We start from the raw sequence: 20,028 nt of genomic DNA on the forward strand, positions 1-20,028 counted from the left end.
CACCTCGCGCCACGTCAGACCGTGGTCTCCTCGGCCGGGGTGGTGAAGAAGGTGGCAAGGATGGTCAGGGCGGTACGCGACCCGTCGGGTACCGCGTCGAGCACTGCGGCCGAGCCACGACCGGCCAGCGCGTCGGTCACCTCGGCGGCCGGCGGGCCGGCCGGCGCCGCCCGGGTCGCGGTGAGCGTCGCGGTCAGCGTCACCGAATTGTCGGCGGCCACCTCGAAGACGCCACCGCCGTCGCCGCCGAGTTCGAGACGCTGGCGCACCTGGGCACCGAACTTCTGCGCCACGGCCGCCGCGATGAGCAGCCCGTACGCGGTCGCGTAGCTGGTCGCCTCGGGGTCGGTCGGGCGGTCGACACCGAGAGGCAGGAAGATGTCGCGTTCGTGCAGCCACGAGTCCCACAGCGTGTGCAGTGCCTGCACCGTCCAGTCCATCGGCCCGTACGGCAGGACGACGTCGAACCGGTCGTCGCGGGCCAGCCGGTCCCGGGCCACGGCGAGTGCCTTCTCCGTCGTCGCGGCGAGCCGGTCGAGGGTGTCGGCCGGCGACTCGCCGGCCGACGCCGCCAGCCACCGGCGAGGGGTGGTTCGGGGATCGAACCCGGCCGTCAGGTCGAACATCCGGTCGCCCGGGTCGGGGGCGACCGCAACGGTGACGTCGCCCAGGTGCCGGACGGTGTCCTGCACCGACCACCCTGGGCAGCGGGTCGGCGCGGACCACTGCTCCGGGCTCAGCCTCCGCAGGTCGTCGCAGAGCCGCCGCCGTTGAGCGGCGAAGATGTCGAGCAGCCGTACCGGATCCAGATCGGACTTACCGGCGGTCCGCAGCAGCAGCGTGTGTGGCGGGCTGTTCCCGGTCATCATCGAGTCCCCTCCGGTCGCCAAAGACACCAGCATATTCCGGAGTTGTCCAACAGGGATCGGCGTTCGAGGTGGATGCCTAGCCTACGGGAGAGGCGGGGGTGACCATGGCGTCAACCTCGCGCAGCAGCGCGTCGTAGCCGGCCGGGCTGGGCTGCTCGTCGTTGACCAGGGCGACGGTCAGCAGCGTCTGCACGGTGATGTTCTCGGCGGTGGCCGGCAGTGTCTCGTGACTGCCGAGCGCGGCCAGCAGCAGGTTCTCCGCGATGACCGGGTCGACCAGGGTACGGTCGGGGTCGAAGCGTTCCCGGACGCTGGCCACGAATCGGATCACCGCGCCGTGGTCGTCGCGGCGGAATCGCCGGTCGGCGCAGAGCACGAACAACGCGCTGAGCAGGTCAAGATAATGCTGGCGGTCGGCTTCGGTGAACCGTTGCACCCAGCGATCATGGGCGTGCACCTGCCCCGCCATCAGATAGCTCAGCGCCGTCACCGGCTGGTTGGTCGTCACCGGTTGGTTGGTCGTCACCGGCTCTTGGGGCGTCACAGGCGTATCTCCCGCTTCACGTTGTTCCACAATGTCCGACGGAACACCTGCCAGCGGGTCCGGAACCGCAGGTGCCGACGGTTGGCGGCCACTACCGTCGCGGCCATCCGGGTGCCGATGGCAAGCGCGTCACCGTTGGGGCGGGCGATCGGCCGTACCGCAGCGAGCCGGGCGGTCCGCGCAGCCGGCGGATCGACACCGGCGTCGAGGGCGTCGAGGTAGCGGTCCACCGCGCCGGTGCCGACGCTCAGACTGACCTCGACGTCACGCAGCCGGCTCAGCGCAACGGCCAGCCGGTCGGCGGTCGTCTGGGCGTGCGGGTGTTCGCTGCGGTGCAGCCGGTCAGCGGCGTATGCGAGCCGTTGCCGCAGGTCAGGAAGCTGGGCGGCGGCGTGCGCGGCGTGCTGGCGGGCGGTCCGCAGACCGTACAGAATGGATGCGACCGCGACCGGCCGGCCACCCGGCAGCTGCGGGCGGCCGGCGCTGACGGCGTCGAGGACTTCGCCGTACGCCTCCCACGCTTCGTGCAGTGCGGTCTGGTAGCGGTCGGTGGCGAGTCGAGCGTCCGGGTGCCGGGTGCCGTCGAGCTGCTCCTCGGCGTGGGTGACGGTGGTCTCCATCGCCAGGGCGACGGTCCGCAGCACGTCGATCATGTCGGCGGCCGCCTGCAACGCCTGCCCGTCAGCGGGGTCGGTCCGCTCAACTGGTGTGTTGGTCATGCCGACCTCCGCCACCAGGTGAACCGCGCCTGGTCGGCGTCGGTGGTCCGGGCCGGGTCGAGCAGGGCCGCGCCGGGCCGACGGAACGGCAGCCGGTGGTAGCGGGCCAGGGTCGTCTCGGCGGCGGCCAGGTCGACGCACGGGCCGGGCCGTCCGCAGCCCAGACAACACCCGTTGTACGCCGATGTGGTGTGCGTGTCGACGGCCTGTTGCGCCGCGACGACCCGGTCGCGGGCGTACGCCGTGTAGTAGGTAGCTGGCCTCTGGTTGACGGTGGCGGTCGGTGTCGGTGTCGGGGCGGGTCGGGGGTCGAATGTCACCGGTCGGTGCCTCCCGTTCGGGCGTGGAGAGGGCGCGCCTGGTCAGCCGGCGGGGCGGCCGGCTGACCAGGCTCCTTGCGGGGAACCAGCTCCGGGTTTGCAGACCTGGGAACCGGTCAATGGGAGCTTTGCACACCCGGATGCACCAAGCAAGACACCGGGCCAAACTTTATACATCTGGTCGCACAGAGCTTTGCTGTAGTAGCTGTGTCTTGTCGTACATAGCTGGGCTGTGATCCAATGGCGGGGCAGACCTGGGAGTCCAAAATGCCCGTGAAGCCCAAGTGGGAACAGCTCGTCGATCACCTCCGCTCGCAGATCGAGTCCGGCGAGCTGGGCCCAGGTGATCAGCTGCCGTCAACGGCGCAGCTACGCGAACAGCACAACGTGTCCACCACAGTGGTCCGCCGCGCCATCCTCATGTTGCAGATGCAGGGCATCGTGCAGGGCGTACACGGGCTTGGGGTGTTCGTCGCCGACCGCGACGACGCCGGCGGCTCGTAGCCCGACCCTGCTGGACCGCCGCCGGCTGTCGTCAGGAGTGCCCGGACCACACTGCCGCATCGAGTCGCGAGGTCGGTCGTCCGCCGGGCCATCCTCGCCTTGCAGGCAGAGTGCGTAGTCCGGGGCGTACCCGGGGTGGGCGTACTCGTTGCCGGCTCGCAGCCAGTGTAGCTCAAGATCATGTGAGCGCTATGGACGTCTCAACGTCGACGAGACGTCCATAGCGCTCACATGATCTTGGGTGTCAGCAGGCAGATCACCCGGCGCCGGCCGCAGATAGGCTGCACGGATGCATCATCCAGCGCAACCGCAGGTGCGCCGAGCAACGAAGGCTGACGCTCCCGCCCTGGTACGACTCCGGGTCGTCATGCTGCACGACATGGGTGCACCAGTCGGCGACGAGTTGGCCGAATGGCGCTCGGCGGCGCTCGACTGGTTCACCCGGTCCCTCGGCGACCCTGAGATGTTCGCGGCGTTCGTGGTCGACGACCCGCAGCAGGGCGTCGTCAGCAACGCCGTCGGCCTGTGCGACCGGCACGCCCCCTCCCCCGGCAACCCGGGCGGGCTGCGCGGGCACCTGTTCAACGTGTGCACCGAGCCGGACCATCGGGGCCGCGGCTACGCCCGCGACTGCGTGCGGGCCCTGCTGGACTGGTTCGCCACCGACACCACGGTCAGCGTCGTCGACCTGAACGCCACGGCGGGCAGCGGCAACCTGTACCAGTCGATGGGTTTCGCCCCGGCCCGCCACCCGGCGCTGCAGCTACGCCGCGACCAGATGAGCATCCCGGCACCACTCGCCGGCTGAATCCCTGACGAAAGCTGGCGGATCGACCTACAGATTCGACAGGTACGCCTTCAGGCTCTTGACTGCTTGGTGAGTCAGGACTGCGGCTTCCTCGACGTTGGCCCGCGATAGCTCCGACCAGGTGTAGATCTCCTGCGTACGGTCCTGCCGGCCGCCAGCGAGCAGTTGCGCGACGCCGAGCTGGTTTGCCCGCATGGCGTTGGCGACGTTTGCCAGCTTTGCCTGCTGCGTCTCGATCTCGTCAAGTAGCCGACGCAGTTGCTGAAGGTATGAGCCGGTGCTCCCGCCGCTGCCACGGCTGGCCGGGCTGCCGATGGTGATCGTACGGTCGCCTCTGGACCGACTGCGGTGGCCGGAATAGCGGCGGCGGACGCTGCTCAACGGCCTCGCCCCACCACCACCAGCGCCGGAGCCACCCGGAGTCGCGCCATCGCCCGCCCGCGCCTCACGCCGCCGGTCCAACACCGTGTTGACGAACCCCTTGCCGGCGACACCGAGGGCATGACCTATGAAGGCGCCAGCGATGGCGACCGGCGCGGGCGGCAACCCCCATCGGGTGGCGGCAAGCCCGATCAGTGCGCCCAGCCCGGCACCGAGTTGCTGGACCAGCGTCCCGCTGCCTTCCTTGGCCACCTCATGCTTGAAACGCGACGCGAACGAGCGGTCCGGCGTCGAGCGCTGCTGTGCCTGCCGGCGATACCTCATGACGCCACGATCGGATCCAACGCGGCACAGGCCGCCGCGATCATCAACGGCAACACTTCCGCCACCTCCTGTGCCAAGGACTCGGCCGTCAGGTTGAGTGGCTCCCCACCGGCAGCGACGTGCTCGGAGTCATCGGCGTAGAAGGCGCACGCGGTCCACAGGTCGGGATGCAGGAACGAGAACGACCACTGGGCATACACATCGCTCGACACGGCGACGAGGGGTTGGTCGCCGATGCCGATGCGGTGCTGGTGGGGAGCATCCGGGGTGGAGCCGAGGCCCTGGGCCAACGGCAGCAGCTTGTGCCGGCTGAAGACCGGACGCAGGTCGCCGTCCGGGTCGAACTCGACCAGCAGACCCCGGGCGATCAGGTCGTCGACGTACCGGGCGGCTCGTGGCTCCGGCTTCGGTGCGGTCTCCAGCATCCGCACCAGCGACTCCCGGTTGACCGACAGCTTGGCGTGCCGGTCCGGGTAGAGAAAGGCAGCAGCCCAGACGGCGGCCTCGGTCTCGGTCAGCTCGACCAGGTCGTCGCCGAGGTGCACCTCGTAGCACTCCGGCCTCGGGTCCGGCGGTCGGACGTACCGGTAGCGCGGACCCATGCTCAACCCGGCGGGCACGATCACAGTCGACATACCGCCCAGTCTCCCAGCCTCAGCCAAGCTGACGCCGGCGGCCAGCGCCGGCACCGGCGGGTCGGGCGACTCGTCAGGCTGCCACCTTCGCCACGTCGTACGCCTCGACGAAGTCCCGTGCCACCGGTACTCGGTCGACCACCTGCCCGAGGTCGGTCCGCAACCCGGCCAGTCGCTTGCGACCACGCCCGGACTTCAGCTCGGCGATGTCGGGTAGCGCGTCCAGCGCGACGGTGCCCGCTGCGGTGGAGTCGCCCTGCTGGTGCAGCGCGGTCGCCAGGCTGACCTTGTCGAGGATCTGGTTCCGCCGGTAGACGGGGTCGTGGTGGGCCAGGCTGGCCTGCAGGCAGGGAACCGCCCGGTCGGGGCGGCCGAGCGCCAGCTGCGACAACGCCTCCACCGCGTTGACCTCGGTGTCGTTGACGAACCTGGTGTAGAGCGGGTCGTCGTCGCTGGGGCCACGGTCGTACGCGGTCTTGGCTCTGGCCAGTGCGCAGCTGAACTCGACGGCGTCGCCCATCAGCGCGGCGGCGTGGGTGGTCCGCAGGTGCAGCAGGCTGGTCAGCCGAGGAGTCGCCCACGGGCCGGAGATGCGTCGGGCCGCTTCGGCGATCTGCAGAGACTCGACCGGTCGCACATCTCTGACCAGCATCGCCATGACGACCATGGCGTGGACCTCAAGATGCGGGTCGTCGCGCAGTCGAGCGCGGACGATCGCCTCCTGCAGGTAGCGGCGCGACTCGGCACGCCGCTCCGCGTCCAGCGCGAGCCAGCCGATCCAGGCTTCCAGGTCGCCAAGGTTGTTCTGCAGCGCGTCGCCGACCTGCCGGGGATAGGTTGCCTCCCGCTCCCAGCGGGTCAGCCGCCGGTGCATGGCGATGGCGATGTCGCAAAGCCTGCCGCCACCGGCCGCCGCGTCGGCCCGCTCAAGGCCCGCGATGGTGGCCGACACCTGCTGCAGGTGCTCCATGCTCAGGTGCTGCGGCACGTCCGGGGCGGTGATCCAGTCCCGCAGCGGGCTGGCGATGCCCAGGCCCGCCAGAGCGGCATTGATCGTGAACGCACGCCGGTCCGTAAGATCACCTCCATTGTCGTCCCCCGATGTAACGGTACCGCCCCAATCGTCGATGTCCAGAGATGGATTTTCCGGCTTCCCGGCGAGCAGGGCATCGAGTTGATTGACCGAGGTGCCGAGCGCTTCCGCGAGTCGTGCTCGGGTGTACGGCTGTGGCTCGGCCTTACCCCGCTCCCACCGGGCGACCGTGGTCCGGTCGACCTGCAGACGCTCGGCCAGCCCTTCCTGACTGAAGCCGGCCGCCCTGCGCCTCCTGATGAAACTGTCCCGCCGTCCGGTCAACTGGACGCCCTCCCGTCGCGACCTGTGTCCACGGTGCACACAAGTAACGCAGATCGGAGAGATCAATTCAACGGGCTGTGGACAACTAACGCTTGTCATCTTTCGTGGAAGTTCCACCCTTCCTACCTGACCTCAACGGTCTGGCTTTCTCGTTAGTCCGGTCGCGTGAAAAGCTGCAGGAGTACCAGTAGCAGCCACGGCGACCGAAGCGGGCGCGGTCTCGCCCTCGAACGACGGAGGCGATCCGACAGGGTCAGGAGGCACGACAAGTGAGCAGAGCGGGACCCGGTTAGCAGGCGTACCCGGGGGCCGTCGACGACCACGTGGACCTGCCACCGGTCGGACCCGGCTGCGTCGTCGGTGTCGGCGCCATCTGCGACCTCCGACCGCATCCGGCCGATGCGGCGGACACGCAGAGCTTCTCCGTCGGCGAGTTCGTCGTGCTGGACGATGGTCGGCGGGTGCTGCTGCACCAGGACCGTGGCTTCACACTCGGTCGGCGGTCGGCGGGCGACGCACGCCCCGGTGCCGACCCGGTCGACGAGGCCCGGGAGAGCGTCACCCGGTCCGTGTTGACCGTCGTGCTTCCCGACGACGAGGAGACCGCCGAGGAGCATCCCTGGTCATGGCTGGCTGACCTGGCACGCTCCCATGGTCTGGGTGTGGTCGCCGACGACCTGCGTGCTCTGCCGTACGAGGTGGTCCTCACCGACGACGTGACCCGCTGGCTCGCACGCGGCTGACGCTCGCCGGCGGCCAGCATGCGGCACCCGGGATCCGCCGCGTTCCGGCCGGTCGGCTTGCCGGTCCGCTACCTTCGATACGTCAAACGCTCGGCTAAGTTCCCGCGCCGGGGGCCACGCGCAGCGCGGCGTCGTAAGCTCTGAGTGTGACGCTCTGGACCGCAGCAGACGCCGCCCGCAACGCCGCCGCCGAGCTGGCAGGCGGCGGTCTTCAGCACGCCTTCCGCTGTCTCCTTCAGCTCCTCGACGACTACCAGCGAGCACTGACCACGGATGGTGTTCCCGCTGGAGCGGAGCTGTTCGCAACGGCACCATCCGAAACCGGCGACGTTCGGGTGGACGCCGCACTCGCTGGATTGGCCGAACATCTCGCCCGCCGGGATGGCTGGCGGCCACCGACCTGGGCCTTCGACCAGAATCGGTATGCAAAGCCATGGTGGTTCGTATCGGGACTCAAGTCCTGGCATGCCACCGCAATCGTCGAGTCACCACTGGCATTCCGGAAGCGCGGTGTGTTCATCACAGAATCGGCGCTAACGCGAGTATGAGTCTTCTCGATCGCAGCCAGATTCTTCATCTGTTCAACGAGCTCTCCACAGAGCTGCGCAACCAAGACATCCGCGCTGAGATCTTCCTGGTCGGTGGTGCGGCGATGGCCCTAGCCTACGACGCTCGCCGGGCAACCCGGGACATCGATGCCATCTTCGCCCCGAAAACCGGAGTGCACCTGGCGGCCGCTGCCGTGGCAGCCAGAAACGATCTTCCGGACGACTGGCTCAACGATGCCGTCAAAGGGTTCCTCCCTGGATCGGATCCCCAAGCACGCCAGGTGTTCGAAAACGACTCTCTTCGCGTCGACGTCGCCTCACGCTCGCCGGCACACGACACCCGGGATTCGCCGCGTTCCGGCTGGCCGGACCAGGTGGGGTGAGAGCCGGCTCGGTTAGGGTCTGGCCGTGCTGATCACGGACGGGCCGAACGGCGAGAAACACCTGCTCGATGTGCTGATCGCAGCCGCCGACGCCGCCCCGGATCAGACGATCACGCACGTACGCGGGGACGGAGCCGAATGCGTCGTCACCCACCGTCAGCTGCGCGACGACGCACTGCGGGTCGCCGGTGGGCTGGGTGACGCCGGTATCGCGGCCGGCACGCCGGTGATCCTGCTGGCGGATGCCGGCGACGACTTCCAGCCGATGTTCTGGGGCGCGCTGGCGGCCGGGCTGGTGCCCGTACCGCTGCCGCCGGAACCGACCCGAGTGGCCAACGTGCGTGACCGGCTCGGCGGCGTACCGGTGATCGTCGACGACGCCTGCGCCCCGGTCGCGCAACAGGCCGGCGCACCGGCGCTGCACATCGCCAGGCTACGCAAAGGGCCGACCCGGCGACGGCCGCCGGCACCCGACCCCGACGATGTCGCGTTCCTGCAGTTCTCCTCCGGCAGCACCGGCACCCCGCGCGGCGTCGAGCTGCGGCACCGCAACGTGCTGGCGAACCTCCGGCAGATCGGCCAGGCCGCCGCGCTGACCGCCGACGACGCCTCGGTCAGCTGGATGCCGTACTTCCACGATATGGGGCTGATCGGCACCCACCTGGCACCACTGGCGGCCCGGCTGCGGCAGGTACGGATCGGTCCGCTGACATTCGCGAAGCGGCCGCTGCTGTGGTTCAGTGTCGCGCACCGGCACCGGGCCACCCTGCTGTCGGCGGCCAACTTCGCCCTCGCCCTGGCGGTCCGGCGGGTGCCGGCCGAGGCCCTGGCCGGGCTGGACCTCGCCGCCGTACGGCTGATGATGGTCGGCGCGGAGCCGATCTCGCCGGTGGTGTGGCGGGCGTTCGTCGAACGGACCCGGCCCGCCGGGCTCGACCCGGCCGCACTGCAACCGGTGTACGGGCTGGCCGAGGCGACGCTCGCCGTCACCGTCCCGCCGCTGGGCGAAACCGCCGCGCCGGTGCGGGTGGACCGGGCGGCGTTCGCCGCCGGCACGGTGCAGCCGGCTGGCGAGGGCGACGCGGACGCGGTGGAGTTCATGGATGTCGGGCTGCCGGTGCCCGGCTGCCAGGTACGCATCGTCAACGACGCGGGCAGGGTCGCCGGAGGCGACGAGACCGGCAGCGATACCGGCCCACTGCGGGTCGGCCGGATCGAGGTACGCGGCCCGAACGTGGCCGCCGGCTACCACGGTGATCCGGCGGCCACCGCCGAGGTGTTCGTCGACGGTTGGCTGCGTACCGGTGATCTGGGATTTTTGCGCGACGGCCGGCTCTGCGTGACCGGCCGGGCCAAGGACGTGGTCTTCGTCAACGGCCGCACCTTCCACGCCGCCGACCTGGAGGAGGTCGTCGCCGGCACGGCCGGGCTGCCGCCGGGGCGGGTCGCGGTGTTCGGCTGCACCGACCATGCCAGTGGCGCCGAGCGAATCGTGGTGTTCGTGCAGTGGGCCCGGCCGCCGGCCGACGCCGGCACGGTGCTGGCGCGGGTGGCGGCCCGGATCGTGGCGGCGACGGGCCACGACCAGGTACGGGTGCTGCCGGTGCCGGCCGGGGCGTTCCCCCGGACCACCAGCGGCAAGCTGCGCCGGCCCCGGCTGCGCCAGCGGTACGCCGCCGGCGACTTCGCCGCCGTCGAGCAACGCTGGGCGGCAGCGACTCCGCCGACGCCGGCGATCGCACCGACGATGAGCACTGTGGCCGTCGGTGGGAGCCGTGACGAGGTGGAGCGGGTCGTACGGGCGGTGTGGGCTCGGGTGCTGCGCCGGCCCGGCGACGAGATCGGCCCGCACGACCGGTTCACCACGCTGGGCGGTTCGTCGCTGCAGGCGATGGAGGTGCTGGCCGGACTGGAGGACGCGTTCGGCCGCGAACTCGACCCGGCCGAGCTGCGGGAGCAGGCGACAGTGGCGGCGCTGGCCGACCATCTGCTCACCCCAGTGGACGGGAACGCGGCATCGGCCCAGCCGGCGGGCGGAGTGGCGGACAGGCCAGCCGCCGGGGTGGCGACCCGGCCGGCGGAAGGGGTGGCGATCATCGGGTTGGCCTGCCGTTTCCCCGGTGCGGACAGCCCCGACGAGTTCTGGCGGCAGCTGCTCGACGGCCGCGACAGCGTCGGCGAGATCCCGCCGCAGCGCTGGCGGCCGGCCGATGGCGACACCGCCCGTTGGGGGGCGTTCCTCGACGATCCGGCCGGCTTCGACGCCGACTTTTTCGCCATGCCCGACACCGAGGCCGACCACACCGACCCGCACGCCCGGATCTTTCTGGAGTTGGCGCACGAGGCGTTGGAACGCGCCGGGTACGCCGGGCCGCGTCGGCACGGCCGCCAGGTCGGGGTGTTCGCGGCGGTCGGCGAGAGCGGCTACGCGGAACTGCTGCGTACCGGGCCGGACACCGGCGGGCAGCCGGCCGCGCTGGTCGGCAACCTGCGCAACCTGATCCCGGCGCGTGTCGCGCAGGCCCTCGACCTGACCGGGCCGGCGATCGCGGTCGACACCGCCTGCTCGTCGGCACTGGTCGCGCTGCACCTGGCAGTGCGCAGCCTGCGCGAGCGCGAATGTGACCTGGCCGTGGTCGGCGGGGTCAACCTGAACCTGACCCCGACCGGGCACCGGCTGCTCGCCGCCGCCGGGGCGCTGTCGGCCACCGGCCGGTGCCGGGTATTCGCCGCCGACGCCGACGGGTTCGTGCCCGGCGAGGGCGGGTCCGCGCTGGTCCTGGCCCGCGTCGACGACGCCCGCGCCGCCGGGGACGAACTCCTTGCCCTGGTACGCGGCACCGCCGTCAACAACGACGGCCGCTCGTTGAGCCTGCTGGCCCCGAACCCGTTACGCCAACGGGAAGTGATCGTCCAGGCGTACCGGGACAGCGGCGTCGACCCGGCCATGGTCTCCTATGTGGAGGCGCATGGGACGGGTACGGAGCTCGGTGACCCGGTCGAGGTGCGGTCGCTGGCGTACGCCTTCCCGCCTCGCCCGGACGGACGGCCCCGGCTGATCGGCTCGGTCAAGTCGAACCTCGGTCACCTGCTCAACGCCGCCGGGATGCCGTCCCTGGTCAAGGTGGTGCTGGCACTGCGGCACCGGCAACTGCCGCCGTCGCTGCACGTCGACAACCCGTCGCCCCGGCTGGACCTGGCCGCCGCCGGCTTCGAGGTGGTGAGCGGCGCGCAGGACTGGATTGACGACGGTCCGTTGACCGCCGGGGTGAACGCGTTCGGGTTCGGCGGCACCAACGTGCACGCAATCCTGCAAGAGGCTGCCCCGGCACCAGCACCGCAGCAGACCGTGTCGGCACCGCAGCAGGCCGCCGAGGCGGCCGGTGCCGGGCCGTACCTGTTGACCTGCTCGGCGGCGACCGAGGCCGCGTTGCGGCAGTCGCTGCAGGACCTCGCCGCCCATCTCGACGCGCATCCGGAGCTGGATCCCGGCGATGTCTGCGCCACCGTCAACACCGCCCGGGACGACCGGCCGCACCGGGTCGCTGTCGTCGGCGACAGCACCGCCGGGCTCGCCGCCGCGCTGGCGGCCGCCGCGTCCGGCCCGGTCACCGAGGTGGTACGCCGGCCGCGTACCGCCGTGGTGCGGCCGGGCGACGAGGCCGGGCCGGCGGCAATCTGCCGGCGGCTCGCCGACTGGGGAATGGTGCCCGACGCCGTCATCGGCGACAACGTCGACCAGCTGCGGGCACTGCTCGAGGAGGGCTACGACGTGCTGCTCGGCGCCGACCCGGACCGGCTGGCCTGGGCGGTACGCGAGGCGTCGCCGTGGGCGGCCGACCGGGTCGAGGTGCTGTCGGTGCCGGCGACCGACGCCGACGGCGGGCTGACCGGGCTGGTCGGGGCGCTGTGGCAGCGCGGGGTCGCCGTCGACCGGGTCCGGATGGCCGGCGGTCGGCGGCGGGTCGCCGTGCCGACGTACCCGTTCCAGCGGCGCCGGCACTGGCTACCGGAGGCCACAAGGGACGAGCTGATCCATCAGGTGCGCTGGTCGCCGCAGCCGGTGCCGGCCGGCCACTCCCCCGCCTCGGTGCACCTGACCGGGCCGGGTGCGGTGCCCGGCCGTCCGCTGCCCGACGGGCTGCGCGACCGGCTGGCCGCCGACGGCATCGAGCTTGCCACCGGGATCGGTGACGCCGAGATTGTCGTGTACCTGGCCAGCGGTGACCCATTCGACGCCGACGGCGGCGTGGCCGAGCTGGACGCGGCCGTCGACGCCACGCTGCACGGCGTGACCGGGCTGGTCGCCGCGCTGCCCGAACGCGGGTTCCGGCTGCTGGTCGTCACCCACGACGCAGTCAGCACCGGAGCGGCCGGTGAACGGCCGGACCCGGTGCAGAGCCTGGTCAACGGGTTGACGGCCGCGCTCGCCGACGAACACCCGGACAGCGTGGTGTCCGGAGTGGATCTGTCAACGACCGATGACGTACCGGCCCGGATCGACGCGCTGGTCGCCGAGCTGGCGACCGTCGGGGCACAGCCAGACCCGGCGGCGGTCGAGTCGCGGCCGGCGGAGTCGCGGCCGGTGGCGTGGCGGGGCGGGCAGCGGCTGGGCCGGCGGCTCGTCCCGGCCGAACCGGCCGCCGAGGACACGACGGAACCGGTCGACGCCGACGGCGTACAGCTGATCGTCGGTGGCACGGGTGGTGTCGGCGCCGCGCTCGCCGCGGACCTGGCCGCGCGCGGACACCGCCGGATCGTGCTGGCCGGCCGCGCCGCCACCGCACCGGACGGGCTGGTCGACCGGCTGGCCCCCCTCGGCGCGCGGGTCGACTACCGACGGTGCGACATCACCGACGCCGCCGACGTCGACGCGCTGATTGCCGGGCTGCCCGACCTCGCCGGGGTGTTTCACGCCGCCGGTGTGGTCCGGCCCGGCCCGCTGCGGTCGAGGTCCGTGGCGCAGCTGCAGGCCGTGCTGGCGCCGAAGGTACGCGGCGGTCACCTGCTGGTCCGGGCGCTGCGCCGGTACGGTCGACGCCCGGCGACCGTGGTGGCGTTCACCTCGGTCAGCGCGCTGCTGCCCGGACTCGCCGGAGCGGTCGGCGACTACGCCGCCGCCAACGCCTTCCTGGACACGTACGCCGCTGTCGAGCGGGCCGCCGGACGGCCGCTGCGTACCGTCGGGTTCTCGGCCCTGGCCGAAGCGGGGATGGCCGCCGACCCGGGGCTCGCGGCGCGGCTGGCCGCCCGGGGCCTGCCGGCGCTGCCGTTCGACGACGCCCTGCCGGCGCTGCGGTCGGCGCTGCGCCGACCCGCCGCCCACCTGGTCGTCACCCGGCTGACCGCTGCGGGCGAGGCTGCGACAGTCACCGCGAGCGTGCCTCCAGTGGACACCCTGCCGCAACCGCAGGCCGTGCCGAGTGGTGACGCGGACCGGCAGCTGCACACCCCGGGCAAGATCGGGGACATGCTGCGGCGGCTACTCGCCGACGCGCTCGACTGCGACCCGGCGCAGATCGACGACGACACGTCGTTCCTCACCCTCGGCCTGGACTCACTCACCGCCATCGACCTGGTCAAGACCCTCGAAGGTGAACTCGGCCGGCCGCTGCCGACCATGCTGCTGTTCGAGCACGGCACCATCGCCGAGCTCGTTGACCGGCTGGCGGATCCGTTGCCGGCTGTTGCTCCGGCTGCCGTCACCGCCGACGGCGACGCGGAGTCGTTCGCGCTGTCCGGGGTGCAGCGGGCGTTCCACACGCTGCACCGGCTCTACCCGGAGGTGGCCGCGTACGGGTTCGTCCGGCACTCCGTCACCGGACCGCTCGACGCCGACCTGCTCGGGCAGGCCCTGGCACAGCTGACGCGCCGGCACCCGATGCTGCGGACGCGGTGGACCGACGACGGTGCCGCGCCGCCCCGTCAGCTGATCGGCCCGCCGACGCCGCTCGCCGACTGGTACGCCGTCCACGACTACGGCCAAGGTGACAGTGACGGTGACGTCGACACGCTGACCGAACGGCTGTGCAACGAGCCGATCGACCTGACCCGCCGACCGCCGCTGCGCGCCGCCCTGATCCGGACCGGTCCGGACGCCGCCCAGCTGCTGCTGGTGCTGCACCACGCCGCCGGGGACGGGGCCAGCCTGAGTGTGCTCAGCGAGGAGCTGTGGCAGGTGTACGGGGCCCTGGCCGCCGGCCGCGTACCGCAGCTGCCGGCGGTGCCGGCGACGTTCCGCGACCACCTGGCCGTCGCCGCGCCGGCACCCGCGGAAGACCTGGCCTTCTGGCGGGAGACCCTGGCGGCGTGGCCGACCGGGCTGCGGCTGCCGTGGCGCGACCCGGCCGCACCGCCCGCGCCGCCGTACGCCCCTCATCAGGTCAGCGTGGACCCGCCGACGGTGGCCGCGCTGACCCGGGCGGCCGCCGCCGCACAGGTGTCGCTGTTCCACCTGTTGCTCGCCGGGTACGCCCGGTGCCTGGCCCGCGCCAGCGGGCAGCGCACCGTCACCGTGTCGGTGGCGCGGGCCGGCCGCGACGCCCGGCTGCCCGGCGTCGACCGGATCGTCGGGCCGTTCGCCGGCACCCTGCCGGTGACGGTCGACGTCGACCCGACCGAACCGGCGGCCGACCTCGCGCGGCGGGTCCTGGCCGCCTGGCTGGTCGCGCAGCGGCACGGCACGGTCGACGCGGTCGACCTGGCGCGGGCGACGCCGCGCCCCGCCGACCCGGCTGACGACGCCGGCAGCGGCGTTGCCGGCCGGCCGGTCACCACCAGCCCGGCCAGTTTCAGCTTCGCCCGTTTCCCGGCCACGGCGGACACGGACTGCCCGGTACGGGTGTCGCCGGTCGCCGCCGGCACCGCGTCGGCCGGCACCCGGCTGGGGCTGCTCTGCTGGCCCGACGGCGAGCGGCTGCGGTTCGCCTGGAACCATCCGGTGGCGTCGCTGGACCGGTCGACGGTGGCCGGACTGGCGGCCGATTTCCTCGCCGAACTGGCTGACCTGGCCAAGCAGACCGACCCGCCCGCTACGGATTCCACTTCGGGGATGCTGCCGTCAGTGGTGGAGCGGATCGGGCAGGTGTGCCGCCGGCACGCCGACGCCGTCGCAGTCGAGGCGGGCGAGCTGCGGATGACGTACCGGCAGTTGGACGCCGCCGCCGACCGGGTCGCCGCCGCGCTGCGCCACCACGGGGTACAAGTCGGTGACCTGGTCGGATTGCTGGCCGCCCGCGGACCCGCCGCCGTCGCCGCCATCGTCGGGGTGCTGCGCGTCGGAGCCGGCTGGGTGCCGTTGGACGTCGCCCACCCGGCGGCCCGCCACCGCGATCAGCTGCGGCGAAGCGGCGCACAGGTGCTGTTGCACGACACCGAGTCGACGACGCTGGCCGATGCGCTGGCCGGGCTGGTCATGGTCGACGTCGACACGGTCATCGTCAACGGGACCACTGTCGACCCGGTCACAGACGGCACGGCCGCTGCCGACCCGGACGGTACGGCGTACGTCATCTTCACCTCCGGGTCGACCGGCCGGCCCAAGGGCGTGCCGGTCAGTCACCGCTCGACTGGCGGCTATCTGCGCTGGGCGGTCGACACGTTCGGCTACCGCAGCGGTGACCGGCTGGCGCAGACCTCGTCGTTGTGCTTCGACGCCTCCGTCCGGCAACTGCTGGCGCCGCTGCTGGTCGGAGCGACGGTCGTCGTACTCGCCCCGCAGGTGCTGCGCGACCCCGACGAGATGCTGCACCGGGTCGAACACGACCGGATCACCGTCTGGAGCTCGGTGCCGACCCTGTGGGGTCAGCTGCTGGCGGCGGCGCAGCGGCGTACCGCCTCGGGCGGGCAACCGGACCTGTCGGCGCTGCGCTGGATCCACGTCGGCGGCGAAACGCTGCCTCCCGGGCAGGTGCGGAGCTGGTTCGACCTGTTCGGCCCCGGGCACCGGATCACCAACCTGTACGGGCCGACCGAGGCGACCATCAACGCCGCCTGGTTCCTGATCGACCGGCGGCCGGCCGACGGCCTGCGGCGGGTGCCGATCGGCCGGCCGGCCGCCGGCGCGACGCTGACCGTCGTCGACGCCGCCGGGCGGCCCTGCCCACCTGGTGAGGCCGGCGAGCTGCAGATCAGCGGGCCGGGGTTGACCGTCGGCTACCTGGACGAGCCGGAGCTGACCGGGGCGGCGTTCGTCCACCGCGACGGCCGGCGCTGGTACCGCAGTGGCGACCGGGTCCGCGTCGGACCCACCGGGGACCTGGAGTTCCTGGGCCGGCTCGACGACCAGGTGAAGCTGCACGGCCACCGGATCGAGCCGGCAGAGATCGAAGCTGCGCTGGGCAACCACCCGGCGGTCGCCACGGCGGTGGTGCTGCTCCAGACCGAGCCCTATCCCCGGCTCGTCGCGTACGCGCAGCTGACGGACCCGACGGCGGACGCCGCGACGGACGCCGCCGACCTGCGCCGGCACCTCGCCGACCGGCTGCCGCCGCAGTGGGTTCCGGCCCGCATCGAGTTGGTACGGGAGCTGCCGCTGACCACCACCGGCAAAGTGGACCGGCAACTACTCACCGGGTTGCCGGGCCAAGAGCCGGAGCCGGCCGGTGCGGCACCGCGCACGGGCACCGGCACGGAGTGGCGGTTGGCACAGGTGTGGCAGTCCGTGCTCGGGTTGCCCGCCGTGCACCGCGACGACGACTTCTTCGCCATCGGCGGCGACTCCATCGTGGCCCTCGACGTCTTCGCCCGGCTGCGGGAACACTTTTCGGTCTTGCCCCGCCCGACGGTCATCTACGACCACCGCACCCTGGCCGGGCTGGCTGCGGCGATCGACGAAGCCGCCGCCGGGGTGCCGGCGGACGCGGCGGCTCCGGGCCCGTCGTGCCCGGCTGCGTCGACCGGGGACGTGTCCGAGGTCGGCCACGACCCACGGCCGTTTCCGCTGGCCCCCGCCCAGCGCGGTTTCCTGCTCGCCGAAGCGGCCGCACCGGGCAGCAGTTCGACCTGGCTGGCCCAGCTGCGGCTGTCTGGTCGGCTGGACCGGCGCCGCTTCCAGCAGGCGGTCGACGTCGTCGTGGCCCGGCATCCGATGCTGCGTACGGTGTTCCCGGCCGGGGCCCGGCCGCCGATGCAGCAGGAGTTGCCGGCGACGCTGCGGCTGCCGGTCCGGTTCGAACGAGTCGAGTCGGCCGCGCAGGTCGCCGAGCTGGTGGCGCGGGAACGCCAGCGGCAGGTGGAGCCGTGGGCGTGGCCGTTGCTGCGGTTGCTGGTGCTGACCCTCGCCCCGGACGAGCATGTCATGGTGGTGCACGCGCACCACCTGATTGGCGACGGCTACAGTGCCGCACTGCTCAGCCGGGAACTGCTGGCGCTGCACGACGGTCCGGCGTCCGGCACGGCCGCACCACCCCGGACCACGTTCCGCGACTACGTCGACTGGCTGCACCGGCAAAGGCCGGATCCGGCGGCACAACGCTGGTGGCGGAAGCGGCTCGGGTCGCCGTACCATCCGCCGACGCTGCGGGCGTCCGCCGCCAGCGGCACCGGCGCGGGTGGCGTCGCCGTCGAGCAGGACCGGGCCCGCGTCGCCGGGTTCACCCTGGACGCTACGGTCACCGCCAGGCTGCGCCGGCTGGCAGCAGCCGCAGGCAGCACCGGGTACGCGCCGGTGCTCACCGCGTACCGCCGGGGGTTGGCCGGGCTGACCGGCCTGAGCGACCTGGTTATCGGGCTGGCCGTGACCGGCCGCGACCATCAACTGCCGGACCTGCACCGGATGTTCGGCCCGTGCGCGGTGCTGCTGCCGCTGCGCCTCGCCGACGACGCCGAGAGATCAGGTGACAGCGGATCAGGTGCCGAGACGTTCGGCGAGGACCTGGCGCGGGTGGCCGCCGAGGTCGCCGACGCCCGCAGGTACGGCCCGGACAGTGTGCGCGCCCACACCTGCGGCGGCCCGTCCGGCGGCCCCGGCGTGTCCGCGCTACTGGCCGGGGCGCAGTTCATCTTCAGCTCGCTGGACTTCACCGGGCTCGGGCCGGCCTCCAGCGACGGACTTTGTCTGCAGCCCGACGACACCGACAGTGAACTGGAGCCACCGCCGGTCGGCACGGACGTTCTGTTGACCGTCCGGCCGGTGGGTGACGGGCTACGGGTCGCCGTACGGGCCGCTCCGGAGGCGTTGGACGCCGGCCGCTTCGCCGGCTTCGTCAACGCGATCGAAGCCGACCTGGTCGCCGCCGGCGCCGAAGCCGAACTGGTCGCCGCTGCCGACACCGTCCGGGCGGACGCCGGGCGGCTCGCCGCCGTCGGCACTGCGCTGGACGCGGCGATCGTCGGATATCTGCCGGCTCCGGCGCAGTTGGCGGCCCTGGCCGGGATGCCGGCGGCCGCGCTGCCCCGGGAACAGATCCGCGACCTGCTGTTCCCCGCCGGGGCGCCCCGGCTGTTGGAGGAGCTGGTCACCCCGTTCGGCCGCTCCGGGTTCGTCTGCCTGCCGCTGTTCGCCGATGAACTCGGCCCCGGCCTCGCACCGGTGACGGCTGACGCGGTATCCCTCGCCGCTCGGGCGGGTGCCCGCTGCGTGTCGCTGGCCGGCATGCTGCCGTCGGTCACCGGCTACGGCTTCGACGTGGTCCGGCAGGTCGATCCGGCGGTACGGGTGACGACCGGGCACGCGGCGACCGCCACCTCGGTGGTGCTCACCACCCTCGCCGCGCTGGCCGCTGCCGGCCGCGGCCTGACCGCCGGCCCGCTGGCCGTCGTCGGTCTGGGGTCGATCGGCCGGTCTGCGCTGGAGCTGCTGCTGCGCCACGGTGGGCCGCACCCACCGCAGATCGTGCTGGCGGATCTGCCGGGCAGCCGGCGACGGTTGGCCGGCTACCCGGACCGGCTGCGCCGGCTCGGCTACCGGGGCGAGCTGATCTGGGCCGATTCGACACCGGCCGGCTCGACACCGGCCGTCGCGGCCGCGACTGTCGCAGCACCGGTCTACGCGGCCGCGACCGTCGTCGCGGCGGTGAGCGCTTCGTCGGAGATCGTCGACGTGGACCGGCTGCGGCCGGGTACCGTGCTGGTCGACGACTCGTTCCCGTACTGTGTGAACCCGGCCGCCGCGCTGCGCCGGATGCGCCGTACCGGTGACGTGCTGGTGGTCGGCGGTGGCCTGCTCGCCTGCGGTACGGTGCGCCGGGACCTGCCCGCCGGGCTGCCGCCGGTCGCGGTGGCCGGGTACGCGGCACGTGGCGCGCTGCCGGACGCGGTGGCGTCCTGCCAGGTGGAGTCGTTGCTGCAGGCGGCCCGGCCGGACCTGCCGCTGGTGCACGGACTGGTGGAGCCCGAGCTGGCCGGCGCGTACTGGTCGGCGGCGCGGGCGGCGGGGCTGACGGCGGCCCCGCTGCATCTGGGCGACACCACCGTCGCCGACCTGGTCGACGGCCGGCTGCGACAAAGGGGGACGGACGTGACGACGGAGGAGCCCTGGTGACCCCGCAACCCGGCATCGACCGGTTGCTCGACAAGGTCCGCGGTCGCCTCGACCGGGTCGACGCCCGGACCGCCTACCAGGCGCAGCAGGACGGCAGAGCCGTGCTGGTCGACATCCGTCCGACCGCCCAACGCGCGGAGCACGGCGGAATCCCCGGGGCGTACGTGATCGAACGCAACGTGCTGGAGTGGCGGCTCGACCCGCACAGCGCGGCGCGGCTCGACGTGGCCGACACCCCGCAGCTGTGGCCGATCGTCGTCTGCCAGGAGGGGTACGCGTCGTCACTGGCCGCCGCGTCGCTGCAGGACACCGGCCTGCCGTTGGCCACCGACCTGGCCGGTGGCTTCGCGGCCTGGCGGGCCGCCGGGCTGCCGGTGCTCGCCCAGCCGGGCTGAGCGACCACCGGTCAGC

At 72.6% G+C, this 20,028-nt stretch carries 14 protein-coding genes; 7 read left to right on the forward strand and 7 right to left on the reverse strand.

Annotated features, from left to right (window positions below; genetic code table 11):
• Positions 1-14: 14 nt before the first annotated feature.
• From ACFHWT_RS25580 to ACFHWT_RS25595, 4 genes are all read right to left on the reverse strand, one after another.
• Positions 15-866: a maleylpyruvate isomerase family mycothiol-dependent enzyme gene (locus ACFHWT_RS25580; RefSeq protein ID WP_416597251.1), complete on the reverse strand. Its 852-nt coding sequence runs from the start codon at positions 864-866 to the stop codon at positions 15-17.
• A gap of 79 nt (positions 867-945) precedes the next feature.
• A complete protein-coding gene (locus ACFHWT_RS25585; protein ID WP_416597252.1) occupies positions 946-1,413 on the reverse strand; it encodes a hypothetical protein in 468 nt (155 codons plus the stop codon).
• Positions 1,410-2,132 (reverse strand): hypothetical protein, encoded by a 723-nt coding sequence (locus ACFHWT_RS25590; protein ID WP_416597253.1) that lies wholly within the window; start codon positions 2,130-2,132, stop codon positions 1,410-1,412. The genes ACFHWT_RS25585 and ACFHWT_RS25590 overlap by 4 nt, the downstream gene beginning before the upstream one ends.
• Positions 2,129-2,452, reverse strand: a complete 324-nt coding sequence (locus ACFHWT_RS25595) for a hypothetical protein (RefSeq protein ID WP_416597254.1) — start codon at positions 2,450-2,452, stop codon at positions 2,129-2,131. The genes ACFHWT_RS25590 and ACFHWT_RS25595 overlap by 4 nt, the downstream gene beginning before the upstream one ends.
• 267 nt (positions 2,453-2,719) lie before the next feature.
• On the opposite strand from ACFHWT_RS25595, the gene ACFHWT_RS25600 reads away from it, so the two are divergent.
• Both ACFHWT_RS25600 and ACFHWT_RS25605 read left to right on the forward strand, forming a co-directional pair.
• The gene (locus tag ACFHWT_RS25600) at positions 2,720-2,956 is read left to right on the forward strand and encodes a winged helix-turn-helix domain-containing protein (RefSeq protein WP_416597255.1); all 237 of its coding nucleotides are present in this window, start codon (positions 2,720-2,722) and stop codon (positions 2,954-2,956) included.
• A gap of 289 nt (positions 2,957-3,245) precedes the next feature.
• Positions 3,246-3,764: a GNAT family N-acetyltransferase gene (locus tag ACFHWT_RS25605; RefSeq protein WP_416597256.1), complete on the forward strand. Its 519-nt coding sequence runs from the start codon at positions 3,246-3,248 to the stop codon at positions 3,762-3,764.
• Positions 3,765-3,791: 27 nt separating this feature from the next.
• On the opposite strand, the gene ACFHWT_RS25610 is transcribed toward ACFHWT_RS25605, so the two are convergent.
• The 3 genes from ACFHWT_RS25610 to ACFHWT_RS25620 all read right to left on the reverse strand — a co-directional run bounded on the left by ACFHWT_RS25610 (position 3,792) and on the right by ACFHWT_RS25620 (position 6,461).
• Positions 3,792-4,469, reverse strand: coding sequence for a hypothetical protein (locus ACFHWT_RS25610; RefSeq protein WP_416597257.1), 678 nt, complete (start codon positions 4,467-4,469; stop codon positions 3,792-3,794).
• Positions 4,466-5,104: a hypothetical protein gene (locus tag ACFHWT_RS25615; protein WP_416597258.1), complete on the reverse strand. Its 639-nt coding sequence runs from the start codon at positions 5,102-5,104 to the stop codon at positions 4,466-4,468. The genes ACFHWT_RS25610 and ACFHWT_RS25615 overlap by 4 nt, the downstream gene beginning before the upstream one ends.
• Positions 5,105-5,177: 73 nt before the next feature.
• Positions 5,178-6,461 (reverse strand): helix-turn-helix transcriptional regulator, encoded by a 1,284-nt coding sequence (locus ACFHWT_RS25620; protein WP_416597259.1) that lies wholly within the window; start codon positions 6,459-6,461, stop codon positions 5,178-5,180.
• 323 nt (positions 6,462-6,784) lie between these two features.
• On the opposite strand from ACFHWT_RS25620, the gene ACFHWT_RS25625 reads away from it, so the two are divergent.
• The 5 genes from ACFHWT_RS25625 to ACFHWT_RS25645 all read left to right on the forward strand — a co-directional run bounded on the left by ACFHWT_RS25625 (position 6,785) and on the right by ACFHWT_RS25645 (position 20,012).
• Complete coding sequence (locus ACFHWT_RS25625) at positions 6,785-7,204, forward strand: hypothetical protein (protein ID WP_416597260.1); 420 nt, start codon at positions 6,785-6,787, stop codon at positions 7,202-7,204.
• A gap of 146 nt (positions 7,205-7,350) precedes the next feature.
• Positions 7,351-7,752, forward strand: coding sequence for a hypothetical protein (locus ACFHWT_RS25630; protein WP_416597261.1), 402 nt, complete (start codon positions 7,351-7,353; stop codon positions 7,750-7,752).
• Positions 7,749-8,135: a DUF6036 family nucleotidyltransferase gene (locus tag ACFHWT_RS25635; protein ID WP_416597262.1), complete on the forward strand. Its 387-nt coding sequence runs from the start codon at positions 7,749-7,751 to the stop codon at positions 8,133-8,135. Before ACFHWT_RS25630 ends, ACFHWT_RS25635 begins: the two co-directional genes overlap by 4 nt.
• Before the next feature lie 25 nt (positions 8,136-8,160).
• Positions 8,161-19,617 (forward strand): amino acid adenylation domain-containing protein, encoded by an 11,457-nt coding sequence (locus ACFHWT_RS25640; protein ID WP_416597263.1) that lies wholly within the window; start codon positions 8,161-8,163, stop codon positions 19,615-19,617.
• The gene (locus tag ACFHWT_RS25645; RefSeq protein WP_416597264.1) at positions 19,614-20,012 is read left to right on the forward strand and encodes a rhodanese-like domain-containing protein; all 399 of its coding nucleotides are present in this window, start codon (positions 19,614-19,616) and stop codon (positions 20,010-20,012) included. Before ACFHWT_RS25640 ends, ACFHWT_RS25645 begins: the two co-directional genes overlap by 4 nt.
• Positions 20,013-20,028 lie beyond the last annotated feature (16 nt).

The organism is Micromonospora sp. LOL_021 (genome assembly GCF_048060215.1).
In the GTDB taxonomy this organism is placed as follows: domain Bacteria; phylum Actinomycetota; class Actinomycetes; order Mycobacteriales; family Micromonosporaceae; genus Micromonospora_E.

Bases quoted from the DNA above. Each gene is read 5' to 3' on its own strand.
- ACFHWT_RS25580 (WP_416597251.1), bottom strand. From the start codon at position 866: ATGACCGGGAACAGCCCGCCACACACGCTGCTGCTGCGGACCGCCGGT.
- ACFHWT_RS25590 (WP_416597253.1), bottom strand. From the start codon at position 2,132: ATGACCAACACACCAGTTGAGCGGACCGACCCCGCTGACGGGCAGGCG.
- ACFHWT_RS25600 (WP_416597255.1), top strand. From the start codon at position 2,720: ATGCCCGTGAAGCCCAAGTGGGAACAGCTCGTCGATCACCTCCGCTCG.
- ACFHWT_RS25605 (WP_416597256.1), top strand. From the start codon at position 3,246: ATGCATCATCCAGCGCAACCGCAGGTGCGCCGAGCAACGAAGGCTGAC.
- ACFHWT_RS25610 (WP_416597257.1), bottom strand. From the start codon at position 4,469: ATGAGGTATCGCCGGCAGGCACAGCAGCGCTCGACGCCGGACCGCTCG.
- ACFHWT_RS25615 (WP_416597258.1), bottom strand. From the start codon at position 5,104: ATGTCGACTGTGATCGTGCCCGCCGGGTTGAGCATGGGTCCGCGCTAC.
- ACFHWT_RS25635 (WP_416597262.1), top strand. From the start codon at position 7,749: ATGAGTCTTCTCGATCGCAGCCAGATTCTTCATCTGTTCAACGAGCTC.